The organism is Streptomyces sp. SCUT-3, assembly GCF_014083985.1.
In the GTDB taxonomy this organism is placed as follows: Bacteria; Actinomycetota; Actinomycetes; order Streptomycetales; family Streptomycetaceae; genus Streptomyces_H; species Streptomyces_H thermolineatus.
The window spans coordinates 1,057,113-1,079,414 of the sequence record NZ_CP046907.1 but is presented as its reverse complement, the minus strand read 5'-3'; the positions used below and the strand labels follow the sequence as shown (position 1 = coordinate 1,079,414).

At 68.6% G+C, this 22,302-nt stretch carries 11 protein-coding genes and 1 pseudogene; 3 read left to right on the top strand and 9 right to left on the bottom strand.

Going from position 1 to position 22,302, the window contains the following annotated elements; all coding sequences use genetic code 11:
* Nucleotides 1-32: 32 nt before the first annotated feature.
* Nucleotides 33-466 (top strand): annotated as a pseudogene (locus tag GQS52_RS04725) (zinc ribbon domain-containing protein); the annotation flags it as partial.
* On the opposite strand, the gene GQS52_RS04720 reads toward GQS52_RS04725, so the two are convergent.
* The 3 genes from GQS52_RS04720 to GQS52_RS04710 form a co-directional block, all read right to left on the bottom strand.
* A complete protein-coding gene (locus tag GQS52_RS04720; RefSeq protein ID WP_182311805.1) occupies nt 445-1,191 on the bottom strand; it encodes an EcsC family protein in 747 nt (248 codons plus the stop codon). The pseudogene GQS52_RS04725 and the gene GQS52_RS04720 sit on opposite strands and share 22 nt — an antisense overlap.
* 277 nt (nt 1,192-1,468) lie before the next feature.
* Nucleotides 1,469-3,610, bottom strand: a complete 2,142-nt coding sequence (locus GQS52_RS04715; protein ID WP_182311804.1) for a UvrD-helicase domain-containing protein — start codon at nt 3,608-3,610, stop codon at nt 1,469-1,471.
* A gap of 325 nt (nt 3,611-3,935) precedes the next feature.
* Nucleotides 3,936-5,606 carry a DUF6119 family protein gene (locus GQS52_RS04710; protein WP_182311803.1) on the bottom strand — a complete coding sequence of 557 codons (1,671 nt, stop codon included), beginning with the start codon at nt 5,604-5,606 and terminating at the stop codon, nt 3,936-3,938.
* 296 nt (nt 5,607-5,902) lie between these two features.
* Here GQS52_RS04710 and GQS52_RS04705 point away from each other — a divergent pair, with 296 nt between their 5' ends.
* A complete protein-coding gene (locus GQS52_RS04705) occupies nt 5,903-7,573 on the top strand; it encodes a DUF262 domain-containing protein (protein WP_182311802.1) in 1,671 nt (556 codons plus the stop codon).
* Nucleotides 7,574-7,774: 201 nt separating this feature from the next.
* Here GQS52_RS04705 and GQS52_RS04700 read toward each other — a convergent pair whose 3' ends face one another.
* The 6 genes from GQS52_RS04700 to GQS52_RS04675 all read right to left on the bottom strand — a co-directional run bounded on the left by GQS52_RS04700 (nt 7,775) and on the right by GQS52_RS04675 (nt 20,468).
* A complete protein-coding gene (locus GQS52_RS04700) occupies nt 7,775-9,367 on the bottom strand; it encodes a serine/threonine-protein kinase (RefSeq protein WP_182311801.1) in 1,593 nt (530 codons plus the stop codon).
* Between the two features lie 471 nt (nt 9,368-9,838).
* A protein-coding gene (locus tag GQS52_RS04695; protein ID WP_182311743.1) for an IS5 family transposase occupies nt 9,839-10,647 on the bottom strand; the annotation gives its coding sequence in 2 pieces (ribosomal slippage) (nt 9,839-10,299 and nt 10,299-10,647; 810 coding nt in all).
* 1,187 nt (nt 10,648-11,834) lie between these two features.
* A complete protein-coding gene (locus tag GQS52_RS04690) occupies nt 11,835-15,017 on the bottom strand; it encodes a type I restriction endonuclease (protein ID WP_182311800.1) in 3,183 nt (1,060 codons plus the stop codon).
* Nucleotides 15,014-16,234, bottom strand: a complete 1,221-nt coding sequence (locus GQS52_RS04685; protein ID WP_182311799.1) for a restriction endonuclease subunit S — start codon at nt 16,232-16,234, stop codon at nt 15,014-15,016. Before GQS52_RS04685 ends, GQS52_RS04690 begins: the two co-directional genes overlap by 4 nt.
* Complete coding sequence (locus GQS52_RS04680; protein WP_182311798.1) at nt 16,231-18,228, bottom strand: class I SAM-dependent DNA methyltransferase; 1,998 nt, start codon at nt 18,226-18,228, stop codon at nt 16,231-16,233. The genes GQS52_RS04685 and GQS52_RS04680 overlap by 4 nt, the downstream gene beginning before the upstream one ends.
* Nucleotides 18,225-20,468 carry an N-6 DNA methylase gene (locus GQS52_RS04675; RefSeq protein WP_182311797.1) on the bottom strand — a complete coding sequence of 748 codons (2,244 nt, stop codon included), beginning with the start codon at nt 20,466-20,468 and terminating at the stop codon, nt 18,225-18,227. The genes GQS52_RS04680 and GQS52_RS04675 overlap by 4 nt, the downstream gene beginning before the upstream one ends.
* 278 nt (nt 20,469-20,746) lie before the next feature.
* On the opposite strand from GQS52_RS04675, the gene GQS52_RS04670 reads away from it, so the two are divergent.
* Nucleotides 20,747-21,979: a DNA sulfur modification protein DndB gene (locus GQS52_RS04670; protein ID WP_182311796.1), complete on the top strand. Its 1,233-nt coding sequence runs from the start codon at nt 20,747-20,749 to the stop codon at nt 21,977-21,979.
* The last annotated feature ends 323 nt before the right edge of the window (nt 21,980-22,302 follow it).

Genomic DNA, 22,302 nt, shown 5'->3' with positions numbered 1-22,302 from the left:
AGGTCCGGGGAAGGGGAGGAGAAGGGGCCCGGGCCGAGCGCGTGGTCCGAGCCTCCGGCGCGATCGCAGTGGGGGCTTCCGGTCGAAGTTCCTGGCGAGGACCACGATGGCGCGCGAGGCGGCCGAGGCCGCGACCGGCGCCACCAAGGCGGCATTGGTGGAGGTGGGCCGCAAGCACGGCCGGGTTGTGTGTCTGGCGCATCCCGCGCACACCACCATGGACTGCGCACAGTGCGGAGCGGGAGCCGAGCACGCACTCCCGATGCCCGGGCGAACGTACGCGTGTACCGCGTGCGGAGCCGTCTCACCCCGGGACAGGAACCCCGCCCGCGTGATGCTCCTCCGGGCCGGCCCCACCCCGGCTGGTGCTGATCCCGTCGGTCCTGCCACCTGCTGGGTGCCGGGCGGAGCAGGTCAGGGACCGGCCTCGTTCACGAGGAGGAATCAATTCGGTTCCTCGGCCTGAAGGGTGTCGCCGCGCAAGGCCTTGTCCGTGGCCCGTCCGATGACAGCAGTCGCCCCTGCGTCCACAGCGCCTCCGACAATGCCCCCCAGGATCGGGATCCCCTTGGCGAGCGTGACCGCAGCGCGCTGGGTTCCATATTTCGAGACGAGGTAGAATCCGACCTTCTTGTTGATCGCATGGAGCACCGCCATCGGGATCTTCTTGATCATCTGCTCGCCGAGCTTCTGACCGATCTTCACCCCGAAGGCTGCCAGGACTTTCTGCGTGCTCATCCCGATCGCGAGCATCATCACGACGGTCCGCACGTGCGAATCACGGATGTCCCATCCCCGAAGGTGCGCTATGGAACCGGCCATCCGCAAGTTGATGGCGACGGACGCGGCCACATTCGCAGGGATCGTCACGCCTGCGGTGAGCAGACCTCCGAGCCCGGTGACGAACCCCTGGGTCCCGGCAGCAGCCACGGACTCCTTGATGAGGCGGGCGACGACCGCATCGATGTCGTCTTTCATGTCCTCGGGAGAACGGCGCTCGTCGTCATCGGGCGCCCTGTAGTCGGCGCCCTGCCGACGCGAAAGACGGTCCTCGGCCCAGGGCACCGACCCCGTGACCGGCCCCACGCCGTTCACCATGATCTTCTCCGCGAGATCGGCGACCCACCGCCCGGCCTTCTCGACCGCTCCCTCGTCGGAGATCTTCTCGTCGGGAGTCTTCTCGTCGGCCATCACACACCCCTTCCGCGAGCGCCCCGCCGGGGGCGTCCCGCACTGCTGCGGGCAGGAGAAGGATTCCGGCCGCCGGGACCCCCGGCAAGACTGTGGGCTGTTGAAGCCACGTCCCCCTCGCCACCGCCCGTCCACCCCTTCGCGCCGCGACGTCCTTCGCCGCGCCGCCTTCACGAGCTGAAGCGTCCCCACTCTCCCATGGGAGTGAAAGCATCGTCAAACTCCCTGTTGGTATTTGCATTTGCCCGTCTCGGGGATGGTGGGTTGACCGTGCCGGTCATCCCGCCCCGCAGCCGGCTTCCACCAGGAACGGGCTCGGCTGCCCAGTCCACGAGAGGTACAGGCCGTCCCGGGCCCGGGTGCAGGCGACGAACAGCAGGCAGCGTTCCGCGGCGAGGTCGGCCTCGTGCTGGAGCCGGTCGACCTCCTCCGGGGTGATGGCCGAAGGGTTCGGCAGAGCACGGTCGTTGACGCCGATGACGGCGGTGTAGCGGTACTCGAGCCCCTTGAAGGTGTGCATGGTGCCCACGTTGACCGCGTCGTCGGTGCGGGCGGCTCCCGCGCGGACCCGGCTGGCGGGGATGCCGGCCGCGATCAGGCGGGCCTTGGCCTTCTCGCAGGTCTTGTTGAACCGGGCGCAGATCCCGATCTCCCCGTACGCGGCACCGCCGTCCACCCATGCACGCACCTGCTCGACCAAGGCGTCGAGTTCGGCCCCCTCCGTCCGGGCCGCGTGGACGTGTGGTCCGGAGCCGTGCAGGGCGGAGCTGTACCCGATCAGGGTGTCGTGCCTCCCGCTGTCGGCCAGTTCGGCGTAGGGGCGGCCGAGCAGGAGTCCCGTCGCCCAGCTGAGGATCTCCTGGGTGGAGCGGTAGTTCTTGCGCAGCTTGGTCGAACGGCCGGCGACGTTGATGCCGAGGGACTTCAGCGACACCCGGTTGTCGTAGATCCGCTGGTGCGGGTCGCCGGCGATGAACAGGTCGTCGGGGCGCCGCGGGGCGGCCGCGCGGAGCATCCGCCACTGGGCGGGGTGGAGGTCCTGGGCCTCGTCGACGACGACGTGCCGGTAGTACGGCCCCTGCTCGGTCAGCAGGTCGGTGGCCTCCACGCAGGTGCCGAGGTAGGTGCGCAGCCCGTCCTCGGCCAGGCGTCGGGCGAACTCCTCCACGGTCCGCCACACCAGCGGCCGGACGGAGGACGGCAGTGCGCTGCCGCGGCCCCGGCGCTCGCAGCGCTCGTACTCCTCCCGGCTGCGGATGTCCTGGGCGAGGACGACGTGCTTGTACTCCTGGGCGAGGAACTGCGGGGTTCCGGTGAAGCCGGTGGCTTCCGCGGCCCGCTCCCACCGGGCGGTCTCCTCGTACCCGGTGAGCGGCCGGCGCGAGGTGCTGACCACGCGCCCGGCGAAGGCGTCGACGGTCATGACGTCGACCCGGTCGCGCAGGTCCGGATCGTCGACGAGCAGGCAGAGTCCTTCGCTGAGGGAGTCCACGAGGGCGTTGGTGAAGGTGGTGAGGAGGATGCGGTCGCCGTCGCGAAGGTGCCGCAGCAGGTGCCGCACCCGGTGGAGGGCTACAACGGACTTCCCGGTGCCGGGCCCGCCGCTCACCTGCGCGGGGCCGGAGTACGACGGACGGTAGGCGACCTTGCGCTGGGCGGGGTGCAGGAAGATCCGCCAGGCGGCGAACGGCTTGTCGAGGATGTCGCGCAGTTCGTCGGCGTCCGTGACGACGGCGATCCTGGTGCGGGTGTGCGCGATGGCAGTCGCGTAGTCGGTGGTGTCGACGGGTTCCTGGGAGGCCGCGTCGGCCAGCGCCGGCACGACGACCTCCTGCCACGTCTGCTCGACACTCGCACCGAGGGCCAGGTGCTCCAGGACCTTGTACTGGTCGGGCGGGAAGAACCGTCCGAAGACGTCGAGCTGTTCCAGGCTGGTCAGCACGCGTGCCTGCGCGAGGGTGGTGTCGTCGATGCCGAGCGCGGCCATCTCCCCGTCGGAGACCTTTGCGAACAGCCGCTGCTCCTCGGCGGGCGCGATGCGCTCGTAGGCGGGGGCCAGCTCTTCCAGGGTGGCGATCTCGCGGAGCTCCACGGCGCCGGTGACGGCGTTGATGGTCGCCTTCTGCTTCACCGCCCACTCGGTGGCCTCGTCGTGCGGGCCGACCCGGAGCAGCACGAAGGTGTCCCCCGTCTCGGGCGCGAGGACCACACCGCGGTATCCCTGGGTGATCCGGACGGTCCGGATCTGCCGGTCCTTGGCGCCCTTGAGGGATTCCAGCTTCAGACCCGGGTCCTTGAAGAGCTGGTCGAGGGTGAGCCGCTCGAACTTCTCCCAGGCGTCGAACACGCCGTTCCTGACGTGCTTCTCGAGCTTCTCCAGCTGCTGGCAGAAGGCGATGTCGAGGGCAAGATGCGGCATGACGGGATTTTAGGCCGCCGCGGTGCGGCCGCAGGCCGTTCCGGCGTTCGTCCACCGGCTTTCCGGCCGTGCTCCGCCAGTCACTCGCCGTCGAGCTCGCGGCGGAGCACGGCCAGGACCTCCGCGGCCTCGACGGCCACGTCGTGGCGTGGGCCGTGGACGAGTTGGTGGTCAGCAGGCGGTGAGGGCCGTGATGTACGGGCCGACGGGACAGCAGAGCGGCCATCACCAGAGGGTAGGGCACGACTCGCCGCAGTAGACGGAGTTCAGGCTCCCTTGAGCAGCGCCGCGCTGAGCCCATGTGCGGAGTGACCGCGCGTTCTTGCTATTGCCGGCGGATGGTGGTCACTTCCACCTCGGCGTTCATCGCGCGGAGTCGCCTGACGTGCTGCAGGAGAGAGACCTGGGCGAACGCGAAGAGGGAGGTGACTGTGATGTCCTCCCCGTCCTTGAGGAGTATCCCCAGAATCACATGAAAGGTTCCGCCGTCCGGTGCCTGTTCATCGGCCGCGCGGTCCGCAACCTGCTGCTGGAACGCCGCTCGCATCTCGGGATCGGTCCGAAGGGCTTCGACAGCCACGGATGCCTGGGCGAAGAGGTGGTTCAGCGGTGACGTCTTGCTGTCCGCCTTCTTGACACAGATCAACTGGCCCTCAGGGCCGAGTACGTCACAGATCTCCAGGCCGCCGCCTCTGAACTTCTTGGTGACCGGATTCGACTTGTCGAAAAGCGTGAAGCCTTTCTGCTTGGCGATCTGCTTGTTGTACCAGTCCTCGTCGTGCGAGTCCCGGTTCTTGACCTTCGGTCCCTTCGGCCACGGCGGGAGAGACACCGTCGGGGCCTTCCCCAGGAGTTCCCGCAACTCGTCCTCGAGTGTCTCGACGAACATGGCACCCACCTCGTACCACTGTCCGTGACTGTAGAAGAAGCGAGAGGATCCCACCGGAACATCAGCCAGAAGCCAGTGCGTCCCCTTGACAGCGCTGCTGGCCGGGGTCTGGCAGTCCTCATCACTGAAGAGCGTGACACGCACTTGTTCCAAGGCCTCCAGGCGGGTGCCGGCTGGCTTGCGGTGGACGTACTCCAGCAGGTCGGAGAGTTCGAGGTCCGCCACATCCATGCGGGGACGACCGGGGCCCTTCACCCGGAAGCACTGAGCCGAGTTGATGCTGTCCAGGCACTGTTCCGGAACGCCCAAGGCCAGCCGCTCACCTGCCGGATTCGCCAGCAACTCGTCGAGGACCTGCCGGGCCTCCTTGACCTTCGGGCTGGAGGCGGGCAGAGCCCTGATCCGGTCGATGAAAAGCAGGTCCGGATGAGGCTGCCTTGCACAGACCCCCTCGATGGCCCTGAGATCGCTGAGGAAGTCGTCGACCTGGGTCGCGAGTGGCAGCTTGATGGCACTGCCCGCGCACTCGACACGAATCTGGCTCTTCCGCCCTTCTCTGACAGAAGTCAGCGCGATGTTGCTCACCGTGCCGCTCAACCGCTTGACGATGGCTCCGTAGCGATCGATGCCGAACCCATCGATTCGGTCTCCCCGGGAGACGGACGATTCATCCACTCGCCCTCGACCGTCCATGATCAGGTTTCGGATCCGTATGACGCCGTCCTCGTCCAGACTCCGGGTGGCGAACTCCAGCCCGAAGTCGTCGTCCTTGTAGTCCGATTCGAGCATGTGGTAGCCCACGCCGTACGTCAGGGCGTAGACAGCGGTCGGGGTTCGCGTGATGACGAGTCCGGCCGCTGCCTGGCTGGCCACATCCACATCGACCCCTGTGATCATCTGGACCGCGTCACACCAGTCCGCGCGGTCTTTCCGGACACCGCCGGTGACCACCAAGCCGTCGATGTCGCCGCGGGTGAAGGTCGCGACCGAGTGGTTGTCGCTCTCCAGGTACCGGTCGCGTACACACGTCCGAAGGTCGGTCTCGCTCCGGTCCGGGAGTGTGAGCCGGTAGAGAGTCGACTTCCGGGTCGCCTTCCTGTTGCTCATGGCTGGCCCCTTCTCTCTGCATGACAGCAGGACTCGTCCGTGTTGGCCATCAGCCTGTGGACCGTCCAGCTCAGGCAACTGTTGGCCGACCGGAGGCACGTTCCTCCGAGCAGATCCTTGCTCCCGGAAGAGCGTTCATGGCGGAAGCGTTATTAATCTCTCATCAAAGTGAAAGCGCCGTCAAGTGTGATGTGGGGGTGTGCCGTCGCTGGCACGAGGGGTGGATGTGTCGTGTCCGGCGGTTGTCGGGGGGTGGCTAACATGGTTGCAACACACACAAATTGGTGGGGGAGAGTGTGAAGCAGTCCAACGAGCCGGTCGTCTCTCCGGTGGAAGATCTACTGCAGGGCAAGATCGTCATCCCGTCCATCCAGCGTGACTTCGTCTGGATGCGCACCGATGTACGTGACCTCTTCGACTCCCTCTACCGGGGCTATCCCGTGGGCGCGCTGCTTCTGTGGGAGACGAATCTGGAGGTGCCCTTCCGGACCGCGGCAGTCGTCCAGTCCGCCAAGTCTTCCCGGAAGCCGTTGTACCTCCTGGACGGGCAGCAGCGGCTCACCTCGCTTGCATGGGTCTATCGGCCCGAGTCAAAGGCTGACGGCCGTTTCATCGACCTCCGGTTCGATGTACGGACCGAGGAGTTCGTCAACCCGAGCGCGGTGCAGCGCAAGGACCCGCTCCTGATCCCCGTTTCCACGATCCTGCAAGAAGGGGTCCAGTTCTACGAGCTCCTCATGGACGCTGGTGTCGAAATGGGGCACCCCGATTTCAGAGAGTGGACCAAGCGGCTTCAGCGGGTCAACGACATCCGCAAGCAGCAGATCGTGGTGATCACCTACAGCTCCGACGACTACGAGGAGGTCGCCGAGGTCTTCGCACGTCTCAACAAGGGCGGGCGCCGGCTGTCCAAGGGTGACCTCGTCTACAGCGCGATCGCCGCCCGATGGGCGGAGGGCCTGCAGACGATGGATGCCTTCCACGACGAGTTGAGGGACATCGGCTTTGGGCTCGACCGGGAGGCGGTCCTGCGTCTCATGAGCCTGCTCGCGGGGACGACAGCCCGCCACATCAAGCTGATCGGTGCCACCATGGACGGGACTGCCCTCAAGGAGGCGTGGCAGGCCACGGAAACAGCCTTGCGTCTCGCCGTCGACTTCCTTCGCGGAGAGTGCGGTATTCCCCGCTCGGACGTACTCACGTCACCGAACGTCGTGGTGGTCCCTGCGCTGCTCCTGCATCACCGTCAGGGGAAGCTGCAGCCCGAAGAGGTCGGACTGCTGCGCCGGTGGGTCTACACCGCGATGGCCTTCAGCCACTATTCCCTGCAGGTGGAGGGCAAGCTCGACGCCGAGGCGCGGCTGGTCAAGGAGCGGGCAGGGGAGCATCTGTTCACCGAGCTCATCCGCCGTGCTTTCGGCCCGCGCTCCGTGGACAGCCCGATCCACCCGCGGGACCTGGAGCAGAAGTACTCGACCCATCCTTTCTTCCGTCTCCTCTACATCGCCGCACTCGAGATGAGGGCCAAGGATTGGGCGACCAACACCGCGATCAACGACCGGCCCGTCAACTCCCGTGCCAAGATCGAGTTCCATCATGTCTTTCCTCGTGCGCGCGTCCAGTCGACGTTTCCCAAGGAAGAGTGGAACAGCCTGGCCAACCTTGCCTTCGTGACGGGCCAGACCAACAAGATGATCTCCTCCAAGCTGCCTGCGGAGTACATGGTCGGCATCGCGGCGGAGCGGCTGGCCGAGCAGTGGATCCCCGGCGACCCGGAGCTGCGGTCCCTGGACCGCTTCCCCGAATTCCTGGCTGCCCGGAGGCATCTGATGGCCAACGCCCTCAACCGGTTGCTGGGCCTGCCCGACTACACGGGTCAGGCCGTCCGCCGAGAGATCGACGAGCCGCCGGCCGACGAAGAAGTGATCGCGGAGGAAACGAACGCGCCGACACCGGATCGGAGCTGACACCGGCAGGTTCTGCAGGGAGCCGCGTGGACCTGTCACCGGCTCCTTGCGGCTGCTGTTGCCCGCAGTCGGCCTCCGCAGGAACGGACTGGGCTGTCCCGTCGACGAGAAGTACAGCCGGCCTCAGGTCCGGGTGCAGGTGACGAACTGGGGCAGGCTGCGGGCGTCCGTTCACCGGTTCTCCCGGCCGTGCTGCGCCGGTCACGCACCGTCGAGCTCGCGGCGGAGCATGGCCAGGACCTCCGCGGCCTCGACGGCCACGTCGTGGCGCGGGCCGTGGACGAGCACGACGTCCTCGTACAGGGCCTCCAGACACGTCCGGGCCTCCACCGGGTTGCCCTGGCTGAGCAGCAGCATGCCGATGTCACGGCGCAGCTCCACGGCCGCGTCGCTGACATCGCTCTCGACGGCCCGTTCCACCTCGAGGACGCCCTGCAGCTCCGCCAGTGCCTCGGTCACCTGGCCGAGTTCGCCGCGACAGCGGGCGGCCTGGGCGCGGCAGTCGCGGGCGGCCTCGCCGGTCGGCCCGTTGATGCGGCCGTACGCCTCGGCCAGCGCCTCGAACTCGGGCAGGGCCGCCCGGTGGTCGCCCGCCAGCTGCCGGCTGACCGCCCGGCGGCGCCGCAGCCGCAGGACGGCCTTGTTCTCGGCGCCCAAGGCCCGCGCCAGCGGCTCGATCATCTCGCCCGCGACCTCGGCGGCCTGCGTGTAGCGCTCCTCCTCCATGAGGGCGATGTAGTGCTCGTCCACCTCCCGCAACTGGGCCCGCAGCAGCTCCCGCTCGGGCGGCGAGACCACGTACTCGGCGGCCCGGCCGGGCGTCGCAGTGTCCGGGGCGACACGGGGACGGCTCTCGGCCCGGGCGCGGGGCGCGTAGGGGCGGCGGTAGAGCCCGGTCGGGTCCGGCGCCCCGGGCGGCCCGGCCTCTCCGAGGGCGGAGGGCTCCCCGGGCGCGGGCAGGAAGGGCATCAGCCGCTCGTACACTTCCTGCACGTCCACCGGCCGGCTCTCCGGGGTCTTGCGGAGCAGGTGCAGGACCAGCGCCTCCAGTTCCTCCGGCACGTCGGCGCGCAGGCGCCGCAGCGGGGTGGGCGTGGCCCGGACGTGCTGGTCCATCAGCTCGAAGTCGCTGCTCGCACTGAACAGCTGCTTGCCGCAAAGGAGTTCGTGGAGCACGCAGCCGAGGGCGTAGAGGTCGGTGCGCGGGGTGACCCGGGTGCCGCGCACCTGCTCGGGGGACATGTACTGGTGCGTGCCGATGGGGCTGCCGGTCGCGGTCAGCCTCGTGACGTCCGTCTGCAGGATCGCCGCGACGCCGAAGTCGAGGACCTTCACCGTGCCGTCCTGCGCGACCAGGATGTTGGACGGCTTGAGGTCGCGGTGCACCACGGGCACGTCGTGCGCGTACGACAGCACGGTGGCGACCTGCGCGGCGACCGCCACCGCCCAGCTGACGGGGAGGGGCCGCTCCTCCTGCACGTACCGGGTGAGGGGGACACCCTCCACCAGCTCCATGACGAGGAACAGGTGCTCGTAGGTGCTGTCGAGGACGGCGTCGTACACCTGCGGCACGCCCGGGTGCTGGATGCGGGCGGTGATCCGGGCCTCACGACGGAAGCGCCGCTCGAGCTCCTCGGCCAGCCGGGGCGTGGCGGCGACGGCCTGCGGCCGGATCCGCTTCACGGCGACGGGCCGGTCGAGCACCGCGTCGTAGCCCCGCCACACGTCGCCCATGCCGCCGTTGCCGAGCCGCTCCAGCAGCTCGTAGCGGCCCGCGATCGGTCTGTCCGGCACTTGTCCCCGCCCCGCGTCCTGCACTCGCGCTCGCCCGTTCCCCGAGCCCCGTTGGCCGCGGCCAGTTTCCCCGCAAAGGGATCACCGCGTCCAGCCCTGCCCTACGGGGGCACGGCGGACGGGTCGTATCGCGCCACCGCGTACTCGGCCCGGACCGTCTTGCCGGGGCTGTCCGGGCGCGGTTCGCAGCCCCAGCGATCGGCGAGGGCCTCGGCCAGGAGCAGACCGCGTCCGCCGGTACGGGCGGGCCAGCTGCAGGGGTGGTAGCGGTTGCGGGGAGTTCGTCACCTCGCGTGTCGGTGACCTCCACGCGGATGGTGAGGGATGCAGCGGCGGGCGAGGAGAGGGCGAGGAAGTGAATGGGGAAGTCGCGGACGACCGTGCAGCCGTGGGTGACGGCATTGATGGCGGGTGCGGAACGAGTTCGCTCAGCACGCCGTGCCTCTCGCTGTCATAGAGCTCGTAACACGATCATGAGTTGGCCTTCTTGAGGCGTCTCCAGCAGATGAGGCTGCAGGCGAGGGAGACGAAGGCGTCGTGGAGCTCGGTGCGGCGTTCCCAGCGGACGGCGAGGCGCTTGAACTGGTGGAGGAGGGCGAAGGTCTGCTCGACGACGTAGCGGAGCTTGCCCAGGCCCTTGATGTTAGGCCTGCCCTTGCGGGAGATGACCGGCAGGATCCGGCGTTTGCGCAGTTCGCGGCGGTTGGGGTTGGAGTCGTAGCCCTTGTCTCCGAGGAGGGCCTCGGGGCGCCGGCGGGGTCGGCCCGGGCGGCCGGCGACGGGTGGGACTCCGTCGACCAGGGCGAGGGTCTGGGTGACGTCGTTGACGTTGGCCGCGGTGGTGATGACCTTGAGCGGGGTGCCGCGTCCGTCGCAGATCAGGTGGTGTTTGCTGCCCGTCTTCCGCCGGTCGACCGGCGACGGACCGGTGTCGGCTCCCCCTTTTTGGCGCGGACGTGGGAACCGTCGACGCATGCTCTGGACCAGTCCAGCTCGCCGGCCGCGTGCAGCCTGGCGAGCAGGACGCGGTGCAGTTGGTCGAAGACTCCGGCCTGTTGCCAGCGCTCGAGGCGCCGCCAGCAGGTCTGACCAGAGCCGAACCCCAGCTCAAGGGGGAGCAGTTGCCAGGCGATGTCGTTGTACAGGACGTAGAGGATGCCCTGCAGGCACAGCCGGTCCGGCACGGGCCGTGGACCGGGAGCCTTCTCGGGCCAGGGTGGCAGGAGCGGCTCGATCAGCGCCCACAGGTCATCGTCCACGATCCACGGCCGGGTAGTCACACCCTCTCGAACGGCCGAATCGTCACACCGGGCACGGCCTACCAGGGCAGTTCAACAAGATCGTGTTACGAGCTCATAGGGCACGCCTCAGGAGGCGGGCCATAGTTCCTGGGCGGCGAGGTGGTGCTGTGGGGATGGCTTGAGCATCTCTGCTCGTCGACTGTCGGCGGGGCGCAGAGATTCAAGCGATGCCACTGGACCACGAGGACAAAGCCGGAATCGATGGACCCTTCAAGGCCTGGGCCGAGTTCATGGAGCGGGCCGCGCGCGGCTGAAGCAGGCAGGAACCCCTGGGGTTCGGGACTGAGCGGTGCCGACCCCCACCCTCGTCAGAAGTCCACGCAGGATCCCAGGCGGGGGATGTCTCCGGTAACCAGTCCACGCAGCATCCGGGGATAGTGGTGAGGGGAACTGGGCACCTCAACGCCCCAAGGTCATGACTTGCCAGTGCCAGGACTGACCGCGGTACCTGGTCCCAAACTCGTCGAGCTGCGCAAAGCCTCTCATCCACCGCCCGCGTCCGTGATTCTTCGCCAGGCAGGAGCAAGTGCAATACGGACCCTTTGCGTTCTGGCAACGATGGTTGCACTTCTCTCGAGGGTTGTACTCGCGACCCAGAAGGATGCTGCTGTAGCGGCGAACGAGTTTGTTGGCCATCGGCAGAAAATGACCCTTTGGGATCGTCCAGCACTGGTTGAATGGATCCCAGATCGGCCGCGTACTTGTAGACATCATGGTTCCGATGGATGCAATATGCCCCAAGTCGGTAGTATTTGGCAGCCAGATCCGAAGCGCATCAGTGGCCGGAAGGGCAATTGAGGCACGATGTTGCTTACGCCATGACGGCAGCCAGCTGGGGGCAGGAAGTTCTGGATTCCGTCTTTCCGCCTTGGAGGACACGTTGCAGCGGTCGGCCCCTCGCTCCTCGTGTGCCGGTGTACGCCCCGCGCCTTTGCAGAGGATGGCACTGAACTCAGTGAGTTGGTGAGGGGCCACGAGTCCCTCGCGAGTGCGCTCAACCGGCTGAGCGCAGTGCGGACATATGAACAACATGGCGTCCCTTCCTGGCAGCGAGGGCGTCATGTCCTCGTTCGCCTGCCATAGGATGCGAGGGGCTCGCGAGCCGGATGCCTGGTAGTAGGAGATGTCCTGACAGGGGCCCCAGGCGCGGACCTAGGACCCCTCTGTCAGAAGTCGTCCAGCCCCTCCTCCTGGCGGATCATCCGCCAGGCCGCGCGGCGGGCGCTGCGGTCGAGGTTGGACTTGAAGTCCCGGTCCGTCCCGAAGTACCGCTTGCCGAGGGTGTCGATCGTGGAGACATGGTCCATCATGTTGTCCTCGAACTTCTTGTCGAAGACGAGGCCGAAGTTCTCCTCGTCGTTGACGAGGGCGGCGGCCCGGACCTTCGGGTCCTTCTTCGTGGCGTTGAAGGCCGGGAGGACGTCCTCCTCGGTGAACTCCGTGCCGAACTTCGCGTTGAACTTCTCGATCAGTTCGGACAGCAGCGACTTCTCGGCGTCCTTCCCGCCGCCGACCCCGTCGCCGAACCCCTTGAGTTCGGCGGGGCCTTCGGGGAGCAGGGACTTGTCGTGCTCGCCGGTCTTCTCGACGCGCAGGTGGCTGAGGTCGACCTCGCCTATGTCGACGCCGCCGTCCGCGAGGCGGGGCAGCCGGTTGAGCAGGTAACGCCCGTACAGGTACAGCCGCTCCAGGTCGGCGTCCTGGTAGGGGACGATCTGCGCGAGGAAACCGTACTTGCGGACGTAGTCGTTGAGGTGGGCGCGGAACTCCTCGGCGGCCTCGACGTCGTCCTCCTCCTCGCTCTCCAGGAGAGCGCTGAAGCGGGTGACGGCGGGGGAGAGGAGCCGGTACAGCTCGGCGTGCAGCTTCTCCCACTTGGCCTGGGAGCCGCCGGCCTTCTCCTGCGCCTCGAGGTACGCGGCGACGAACTCGTCCATGTCCTGCTCCGAGATGATCGGCGCGGACATGACGCGGCTCTGGGCCGTGTACAGGAGATTCGGGTCGGAGGGCAGGGTGTGCGCCTCCTCGAAGTACGGGCGGAACGCGTCCTGTATGTCCTCGGCATCGTTGACGAAGTCCAGGACGGCCAGGTCCGCCTGCGACTTGCGGTCGGCGGTGCGGTTGAGGCGCGAGAGCGTCTGCACGGCGGCGATGCCGGTCAGCGTCTTGTTGACGTACATCGTGGTGAGGAGCGGCTGGTCGAAGCCGGTCTGGTACTTCTCGGCGACGACCAGGATCCGGTACTCCTGCTGCCCCTTGCCGCCGGCCTTCGCGGCCTTGTCGTCGGCGCGGGTGTAGGCGAACGCCTTGGGCAGCCCGCTCTCCGGCAGACCGCCGTTCTCCTTGCTCTCGGTGGTCTCCTCGCCGTCGATGGTGAGGGAGCCGGAGAACGCGACCAGGACCCCGAGGTCCGGGTACTTCGTGTCGTACTCGCGGTCGGCGATGTAGCTGCGGATGGCACGGGCCATCTGCACGGCGGAGTGGCGGGACGCCGTGACCACCATGGCCTTGGCCCGTCCGCCGAGCCGGCCGCGGGTGTGGGCGACGAAGTGCTCGACGATCACCTGGGCGTGCTGGGACACCGTGTGCTCGTGCATGAGCGCGAACCGGGCGAGCAGGCTGTTCGCCTTGGAGGGGTCGACCTCCTTCTCGTCGCGGTTGAGGTTCGCCAGCTTCCAGTAGGTGTTGTAGGTGACGTAGTTGCGCAGGGGGTCGAGGATGAAGCCCTCCTCGATGGCCTGGCGCATGGAGTAGGTGTGGAAGGGCCGGTAGACGGTCTTGCCGTTCTCGACGGCCTCCGTGCCGAAGAGTTCGAGCGTCTTCGCCTTGGGGGTGGCGGTGAAGGCGAAGTAGGAGAGGTTGGCGGCCCGGGAGCGCTCGACCGCCTTCGCCTTCAGCTTGTCCTCCACGGTGACCGTGGTCGCGCCCTCGTCGTCCGAGTCGGCGTCCAGGCCGAGGTCGCGCAGGGCGGACTTCACGGCGGTGGCGGCGTCGCCGGACTGGGAGGAGTGCGCCTCGTCGACGATGATCGCGAAGCGGGTGCCCTTGATCTCGGCCGGGTTGCTCTTGATGTGGTTCAGCAGCGCCGGGAACGAGTGCAGGGTGACTGTGACGATCTTCCCGGTGTCCCGGGAGAGCGCGCGGGCCAGCTGCTCGCCCTTCGCCCCGTGCTTCTCGTCGATCTTCACGACCAGGCCGTCGGTCTGCGAGAAGCTGCCGACGGTCGCCGAGAGCTGGGCGTCCAGGTTGCGGCGGTCGGTGATGACGATGACCTTGTCGAAGACGGGCTCGCCCGGCTTGATGCGGCCGTCGGCGAGGGCGTCGGGCCGGAGGACGTGCGGATCGCGGCGGGCGTGCAGGTCGCTGAGGCGATGCGCCAGCCAGCCGATGGTGTTCGACTTGCCGGAGCCGGCGGACGCCATGACCAGGTAGTTCTGGTCGGCGCCGTGCACGGACGCGTGCGCGGTGAGCTTGCGGACCACGTCCCACTGGTGGAAGCGGGGGAAGATCGTCGACTTGGTGGTGCCGCCGCCGGGCGTCTTGTGCTTCTGCTGGTGCACGAAACGCTGGAGGAGGTCCAGCCAGTTGTCCCGCTGCCAGACCTCTTCCCAGAGGTAGGACGTGGCGTACTTCCCGTGGGCGGTGGGCGCCGGGTTGCCGGCCCCGCCGGGCTGACCGGGGCCGTTCGAACCGGTGTTGAACGGCAGGAACCGGGTGCTCTTGCCGCGCAGTTGGGTGGTGACGAAGACCAGGTCCGGGTCGACCGCGAAGTTGGCGATCACGCGACGCGTGAAGATCAGCTCGGTCGGATCGCGGTCGGTCCGGTACTGCTCCTTGGCCTGCTCGACGCCCTGACCGGTGAGCGGGTTCTTCAGCTCGGCCGTGGCGACGGGGATGCCGTTGAGGAACAGGGTCAGGTCGAGGCGGTGACCCCAGTCGGCCTGCTTGGTGGCGTAGGGGAGCTCGCGGACGACGGTGAGACGGTTGGCCCGGTAGCCGTCGAGGACGGAGTCCGCGGAGATGAGGTTGGGCTTGAAGTAGGCGACACGGAGCCGGACCCCGCGGTCCTTCACACCGTTGCGGAGAACGTGGAGCAGCCCGTCGTCGGCGATGGCCCGGTCGAGGCGCTGCGCGAAACCACGCTGCGCCTCGTTGGGGTTGCCGCCGTAGACGGTGAGCAGTTCGTCCCACTCGTCAGGCTGCGTTGCGCCGATGAAGGTGAATAGCTCGTTGGTGTCCAGACCGAGGTCGGCTTGGTAGTCCTCCGGGTTCGCCTCCCGCCAGCCGCGGTCGCAGAGGGCGGCGACGATGGCGGAGCCGAAGGACGACTCGTCGTGCACGGGGCTCATGCGGAGACTCCTTCGGTCACGTTGCGCCCGCTGGCACTGGAGATGTCGAACTGGCCGGTTACGGCGGCGTGAATCAGGGCGTGACGGCGTTCGCTGAGCAAAGCGACCTGCCGGGTGGCCAACTCTTCGCACGTCATGGCGTGACGCTGCGCCTCGTGAGCGATTGCGGCAACTCGGCGCTGCTGGTCCGGTGACGGCAACGGTGCACGCACCTGGGACAGGTGAGTAGGTCCGAAGTGCTGCATGGTTGCCCCCGTCTTGAGCAGGTTGATTTGGCGTGAGAACAAGGACGACCTAAGGAAGGCCTCCACGTACTTCATGTCGACGTTCGCCTGTGCCGGCCGCAGGATGATCAGGCCGGTGTAGGGCACGGAGCCCACGACATCGGGGTCCCGTACCACCGACACCTCACCCATTGTGGCGCTTCCGCTGATCAGCCGGTCGTCGAGACGGAGCCGGAACTGGGACCACTGGCTAGCGACCTTGTCTGGGTCTAGGAAATTGCATCCGTTGAGGGTGACCTCGCCCTTCTTCAGACCGGCGATACGGATGAGCGGGACTCCAGCGGTGTGAAAATCCACGGCCATGATGCCTGGGCCTTCACGGAAGCGGACGATGTAGCGGAGCGGAACGATGTCCGTGCACGCCTCCACCGCTTTGTCGACTACTCTCTGTGATCTTTCGGCAGCCAATCGAGAAAGTTGGCCGTAGAGTTCGATCAGTTGGTCGATGCGCGCCGTTTCAGCGTCAAGAAAGTCCGCGATCCGGTGTTGATCGTCCAGCGAGGGCGTGACAACGGTGAAGGACGACAACTTGTCCGAAGACAGCTCGAGGAAGGTCGTCCCGAGGCCTTGCGCCTGAAGGTCGAGCCGTTGCGCCTCCAGTTGGTAACCGAAGAATCTGACATCCGCGGCCATCCGCGGGACGAGGGCCCTGCAACCTTGGTTGAAGGCCATGTCAGAACCTGTGATGCCGACATAACCAATTGGAGCGCGGGTTGACACCAGGAGTGACCCCCGCGGCACAACGACGGATCCGGAGCGAACGCCTGCCGGGGTCAGGGTGCGACGAGTGGTGGTGATCTCGGTTAGGCAGCCGGTGAAATCCGCCGGTGTGGCCCATGGGATGTCCCCTCCCCAGTTCTCTGGCTCGGAGGAGGGTGTCCCGCCGTTCACCACGCGAAAGACGCGACGAATGGGCATCATGTTGCGGGTCATTCCGTCACCTCCGCCAGCAGTTCCTGAATCCGAGCCTCCAGTACCCTCAGGTCTGCGTCGATCTCCGCCAGCGGCCGAGGCGGCTCGTACACATAGAAGTGTCGCGTGAACGGAATCTCGTACCCGATCTTCGTCTTGCTGCGGTCGATCCATGCATCCGGCACGTGCGGGTGGACCTCCCGCTTCAGGTACTCCTCGATGTCCTCGCCCAAGGGCACGTTCTCGTAGTCCCGAAGCTCCGGGTCGGGCTCGGGCTGTCCCTTCACGAACTGGACCTCGCCTTCGGGGTGACGCACTCCGATCGCGTCACGCAACGCCTTGTTGAAAGGCGCACCGGTAGGCCACGTCCCGCCAGCCTGCACCATGGCATCCTTCAACGCCAGCCAGGCCTCCTCCTTCGTGGCCCAGCTCCTGACCTCCATCGAGTCGAAGGCGTCGAACATGAGCATGGTCTGCCGCTGCGGAAGTTTCTGGATGGCCTTGGAGGCCTCCAACGCCGCCAGCGTCTCCTCCGTGATCTCGAACCGCAGTTTCAGCGGGCGTTCCACCGTGATCCGCTGGTAGCCGAAGTCCTCGTTGCGGAAGACCTTCACCTTGCCGTGCAGCGGGTGGTCCGGGTCCTTCGCCACGGCCAGGGCCTCGCCGTACAGCTTGACCACCGTGGCGATGTGGTCCGCGCCCAGCTGCTTGCGCTTGTCGCCGAGGGACTTGCGCATCTTCTGCCACTGGTCACGGGCGTCCAGCAGGACGACCTTGCCCTTGTGGTCGGGGCTCTTGCGGTTGGTCAGGATCCAGAAGTAGGTCGAGATGCCGGTGTTGTAGAAGAGCTGGTCCGGCAGGGCGACGATGCCCTCGAGCCAGTCGTTCTCCAGGATCCAGCGGCGGATCTCCGACTCGCCCGAGCCGGCCGCGCCCGTGAAGAGGGGCGAGCCGTTGAAGACGATCGCCAGGCGCGAGCCGCCCCCGCCGTCCACGCCGACCGGCTTCATCTTGTCGATCATGTGCTGGAGGAACAGCAGCGAGCCGTCGTTGATGCGCGGCAGGCCCGCGCCGAAGCGGCCGGCCTCGCCGAGCTTCTCGTGCTCGGCCTCGACCTCGTCCTTGACCTTCTTCCACTCCACGCCGAACGGCGGGTTGGCCAGCATGTAGTCGAAGGTCTTGCGCGCGTGGCCGTCGTCGGAGAAGGAGTTGCCGAACGCGATGTTCTCCGGGTCCTGCCCCTTGATCATGAGGTCGGACCGGCAGATCGCCCACGACTCCGGGTTGAGCTCCTGCCCGTACACCTCCACCGTGGCGTCCGGGTTGAGCTCCGTGATCAGGTCGTCCATCGCGGAGAGCATGCCGCCCGTGCCGCAGGCCGGGTCGAGGACCGTGCGCACCGCGCCCGGGAGCTGGAGCGCGTCGCCGTCGGGGGCGACGAGCAGCCGCACCATGAGCTGGATGACCTCACGCGGCGTGAAGTGCTCACCGGCCGTCTCGTTGGACTGCTCGGAGAAGCGGCGGATCAGCTCCTCGAAGATGTAGCCCATGTTGTGGTTGGGCACGACCTCGGGACGCAGGTCCAGGTCGGTGAACTTGCCGATGACCTGGTAGAGCAGCCCCGCGTTGTCCAGCCGCTTGATCTGCTGGGCGAACTCGAAGCGGTCCAGCACGCCGCGGGCGTTGTCGGAGAACGCCCCGACGTACACCGCGAGGTTCTTCGCCGCGTTCTGCGGGTCCGCAGCGATCTTCTTCAGGGTCAGGCCAGACCTGTTGTAGAAGGCGTGGCCCGAGGCCCGGCGCAGGAAGCGGTCCGGGTCGATGTCGCTGTCCTTGTACTGCTCCGCGAGCTGGGCGACCTTCTCGCGGGTCGGTTCCAGCACGCACTCCAGTCGCCGCAGCACCGTGAACGGCAGGATGACCTTGCCGTAGTCGGACTGCTTGTAGTCCCCCCGCAGGAGGTCGGCGACGGACCACGCGTGGTTCGCCAACTCCGTGTGCTTGCTGCCGTTCAAGACTTCTTCCGCTTCCCTTCCAGGGCTGGTACGGATGACTGTGAGCGCGGAGGGAGGGATGGTTTCTCATCCGTCCGCATCAAGAGGTGGGACAGCTCCAGAGCCTCGGTGGGCTCCGGCACCAGTTGCCCGCCCGTGAGCCCCCCGCTCACGAGCCGTGCCGTCTCCTCGGCCAAGTCCCGTGCGCGCCGGGCCTGTTCGCGCAGCGCCTCGACGTGGCGGAAGGCCTCGCCGTACCGTTGCTGTTCGGCCAGCGGCAGCAGCGGTACGCGCAGCCGCCCAGGGCTGAGGTGGAGCGTGGAGCTGCCGGTGGAGGCGCCGGCCAGGTTGGCCTCGGAGCTGAGGAAGCCGAAGAGGAACCAGGGGTCCAGCCGCGCCGGGTCCGGCCGGAACAGGTGGACGCCGGCCCCCAGCAGGACGCCGGCCTCCGCCTCGCCCGCGACCCGGGCCACGGGGCCGGTGCCGCCGACCAGGTTGCGGACCAGGACGTCGCCCGCGGCGATTTCCGGCATCTGCTCGGCCTGCGCGTCCAGGGGGTGTCCCGTCGGCCCGGTCCCGCGGGCGATGTCCTCGCCCGTCAGGGCGGGCCGGCGTTCCCCGCCGCCGGCGCCCGCATCCGCGCCCTCCGGCTCGGCGGCCGTCGCACGTGGCGAGACCGGAACCGCACGCAGAACCTTCAGCGCCCCGCCCCGGGCCAGGTCCGACACCGTGGCCGTGCGCCACGCGCGGGCCGAAGCCCCCGCGGCGTCCCACGACACCGTGTCGGCCAGCTCGGCCACCGTCCGCACTGCCGCCGCCAGCCCTGCGCGGGACGCCGCGGCCTCGCGGGCCAGTTCCTGCGGGTCGACGTCCGCCTGCGAGGCACGCACCTGCCGGGCCGGGGTCACGTCGACGACCTCGTCGAGCAGGTCGACCACGCTCACCGCCCGCGCCACCCCGGCCTGCGCCTCGAACCCGTCCGGGTCCTCGGCGTACGCCGTCCACGCGGAGACGATCCGCTCGGTCACCCGCGCCCAGTCCACCGCGCCGGAACGGCTCCCGCCGCGCCCCGGGGCCGTGGGCTCGCCCGCGGTGTCGACGAAGAGGATCGTCTGGTACGCCGGCCGGGTCGGCTCCGGGCGCTGCAGCACCCACACCTGCAGGCCGATGTGCAGCGGGACCGCCGCCCCCGGCGGCAGGGCCGCCACCGCCCGCAGCGCGCCGCTGCGGACCAGCTCGGCGCGGATGCGGCGGCCGGAGGAGCGGGACGCCGTGGCCGGCGGGAGGAGCAGCACGGCGTGGCCGCCCGGTTCGAGGTGGGCGAGCGCGTGCTGGGCCCAGGCCAGTTCGGACTCGGCGCGGGGCGGGAGGCCGTACGCCCAGCGCGGGTCGTAGGCGAGTTCGTCGTGGCCCCAGTCCCGGTCGCCGTAGGGCGGGTTGCACAGCACGGCGTCGACGGTGAGGTCGGGGAAGGCGTCGGCGCGCAGGCTGTCGCCGGTGCGCACGGTGACGTCCGCGCCCTCCTCGGCCGTCAGGGTCAGGCCGACGGCGGTGCGCCGCGCCTGGACGGGAAGGCTGTCCTGCCCGTACAGCTCGCGCGCGCCGCGCGCCGCTGCGGCCGTCAGCAGGGTGCCGCTGCCGCAGGCGGGGTCGAGGACGCGGGCCGGGGGGCCTGGGACCAGGCGGGCCAGGAGGTCGGCGAGCGGGGCCGGGGTGCGGTAGGCGCCGCTGGCGGCGCTGTCCTCCAGCTCCCTCTCCGCCAGGACGCCCAGCGCCGTCTGCGCGCCCTCGTCGCGGACGCAGAGCAGCAGGGCGCGCAGGACCGCGGTGTCGGCGGCGGTGAACCGGACGGGTTCGGTGTCCGGCACCACGTCCGACGCCTCGGCCGCCGCGTCGTTCGCCCGCTTCACCAGGTCGGCGTCGGGCAGCGCGAGCAGGTCGGTGAGGCCTTCGGCGGGGCGGCGGGCGGCGGCCAGGACCAGCAGGAGCAGGTCGGACGTGCCGACGCCGGCCGGTTCGCGGAGGCGCAGGGTGGTGCGCAGTTCGCCGCTGGGAGTGGCCGCCGTGTGCTGTCCGCGGGAGGCGAGCCAGGCGCGGACCTCCTCCAGGTCGTACAGCGGGCTGCTGTCCGTGCCGCCCGAGGGCGCGGGGAAGTCGTCGTGCCGGCGGCGCCAGTTGCTGACGGTGGCGCGCGTGACGCCCGCGATGCGGGAGATCTCGGCGGCTGTCACCTGGGCGGATGGTGCGAGTGGCTGCGGCATGGGTGAGGTCCTGGCTCCGATGGTCGGCGTGCTCACACCTTACAGCACGCGTCAACTCTGACAAGTCGTTGGACAGCGCTTTCACGGTCATGCTTTCATGTGGTCGCTTCCGCCGGCGAGTGGGACTCCCCGGCGGAAAGCGTCACTTCCCTTGCCGCAGCCATGTCCTGGAGCGCCCCGCCCCTCGTCCTGCTCCGCCCCTTCCGGCGGGGCGCCGGGGGACGTGCGGCGCCTCGGGGCCGGGCGACGGCCGACCGTCCACCACCCAGGGGGAACCCATGCGCCTGACCATGCCGAGCGGCACCCCGGAAGGAATCCCGCTCACCGTCATGCCGTTCCGCGAGGACGCGGTCATCGGCACCATGTCCCTCGCGACGCTGGTGCGCCTCGTGCCGTCGCCGCGCCAGGAGGAGGACCCGCGCGCCCTCAAGGCCGCGTCCGGGCACGACCGGCGCCGCGCCGAGCTGCGCGCGACCGTGCAGCGGACGCTGAAGTCCCAGAAGGGCAGGAACATCCCGGACTACGCCGAGTACATCGCCGCCGGCATCCTCGGCAAGCACGGCTCCGCCTGGTCCACGCCCCCGATCACGCTCTGGCACGCGGGCGAGATCGCCGCGATGAGCGACGAACTGCTCCCCGGCTCGGGCCTGCGGACGCTGACCGTCGCCCCGGACGCCATGGTGATCGCCATCGACGGCGAGACCCAGACCACCGCCTGGCACGACATCTACCAGGACCCGGAGTCCTTCGGCCTCACCTACACCGAGCTCGGCCGGCGGGTCCGCATCCCCTTCGAGCTCTACCTGGGGATCTCCCCGGCGGACGCGCGGCAGATCTTCTACGACCGCAACGTCAAGGGCATCGACGTCGCCAAGAACCTGGCCATGTCCATGGACCAGCGCGACCTCGCCACCCGCCTCGCCCACGCCGTCGGCGAGAGGCTCGAGGTCGAGTCGGACGGCCGGCGGATGCCGTTCGGCGCGCTGGTCAATGCCGGCAAGCGGCAGCTCACCAGGACCGACAAGGAGGTCGTGACGCTGTCCGCGCTGCGGACGCTGATCGTCACCACCGTCTTCGGCAGCAAGGGCGTGCAGTACTCGGCGGCCACCGTCCATGAGGACGACCTGCCGCCCGGCACCGACGCCGACGAGGTGGAGACGGTCGTCGTCCGCCTGGTGTCCCGGCTGATCGGGGACCGCTTCCCGGACTTCGCCCGGCGCAGCGCGATCACCGCCCCGGCCGTGATGGCGGGCCTCGGCGTCCTGCTGCACCGCACCACCCCCTGGTGCGACCCCGGGGCCGCCCTGGGCCACGAGACGGTCGAGCGCCTGCTCGCCGACGTCCGCTGGGAACGCGAACCCGCTTACTGGGACGGCGTCTGCGCCAGCGTCGGCTCCACCGGCCGGCTCAACTTCAGCGGCGGCGTGAAGGACTCCACCGGCCGTGTCGCGGGCGCGCTCCTCGACCCGCACAGCGAGCTCGGCCGGAAGATCCGGGGCCTGCGGAGGTGAACAGGCTTGTGGTGTCGGTTCCTTGACGCCAGGACCTGCTCGGCCGACGCCCTCACGGACAGCCGCAGGGGGAGTGGGGAAGTACCGCGTGTTCTTCGGCAGGGAGCCGCGGATGAAGACGGGGGCCGCCGCGTCGGAGGAGACGGCGTAGAGGGCGTCGCTCTTGGTGAAGTCCTGGCCGCACCTTCCGGGTGATTGTGCGAGCACTGTCATGGATGCTTGTGGAAACGGTGGGGGGTGAGCGGGGCGTCTCTGCGAGTTGCGTGCCGTGGGGGTGCGTCGGGTAGTGGCAGCCGAGGGCTGAGCCTGAAAGGGCGTTCGAC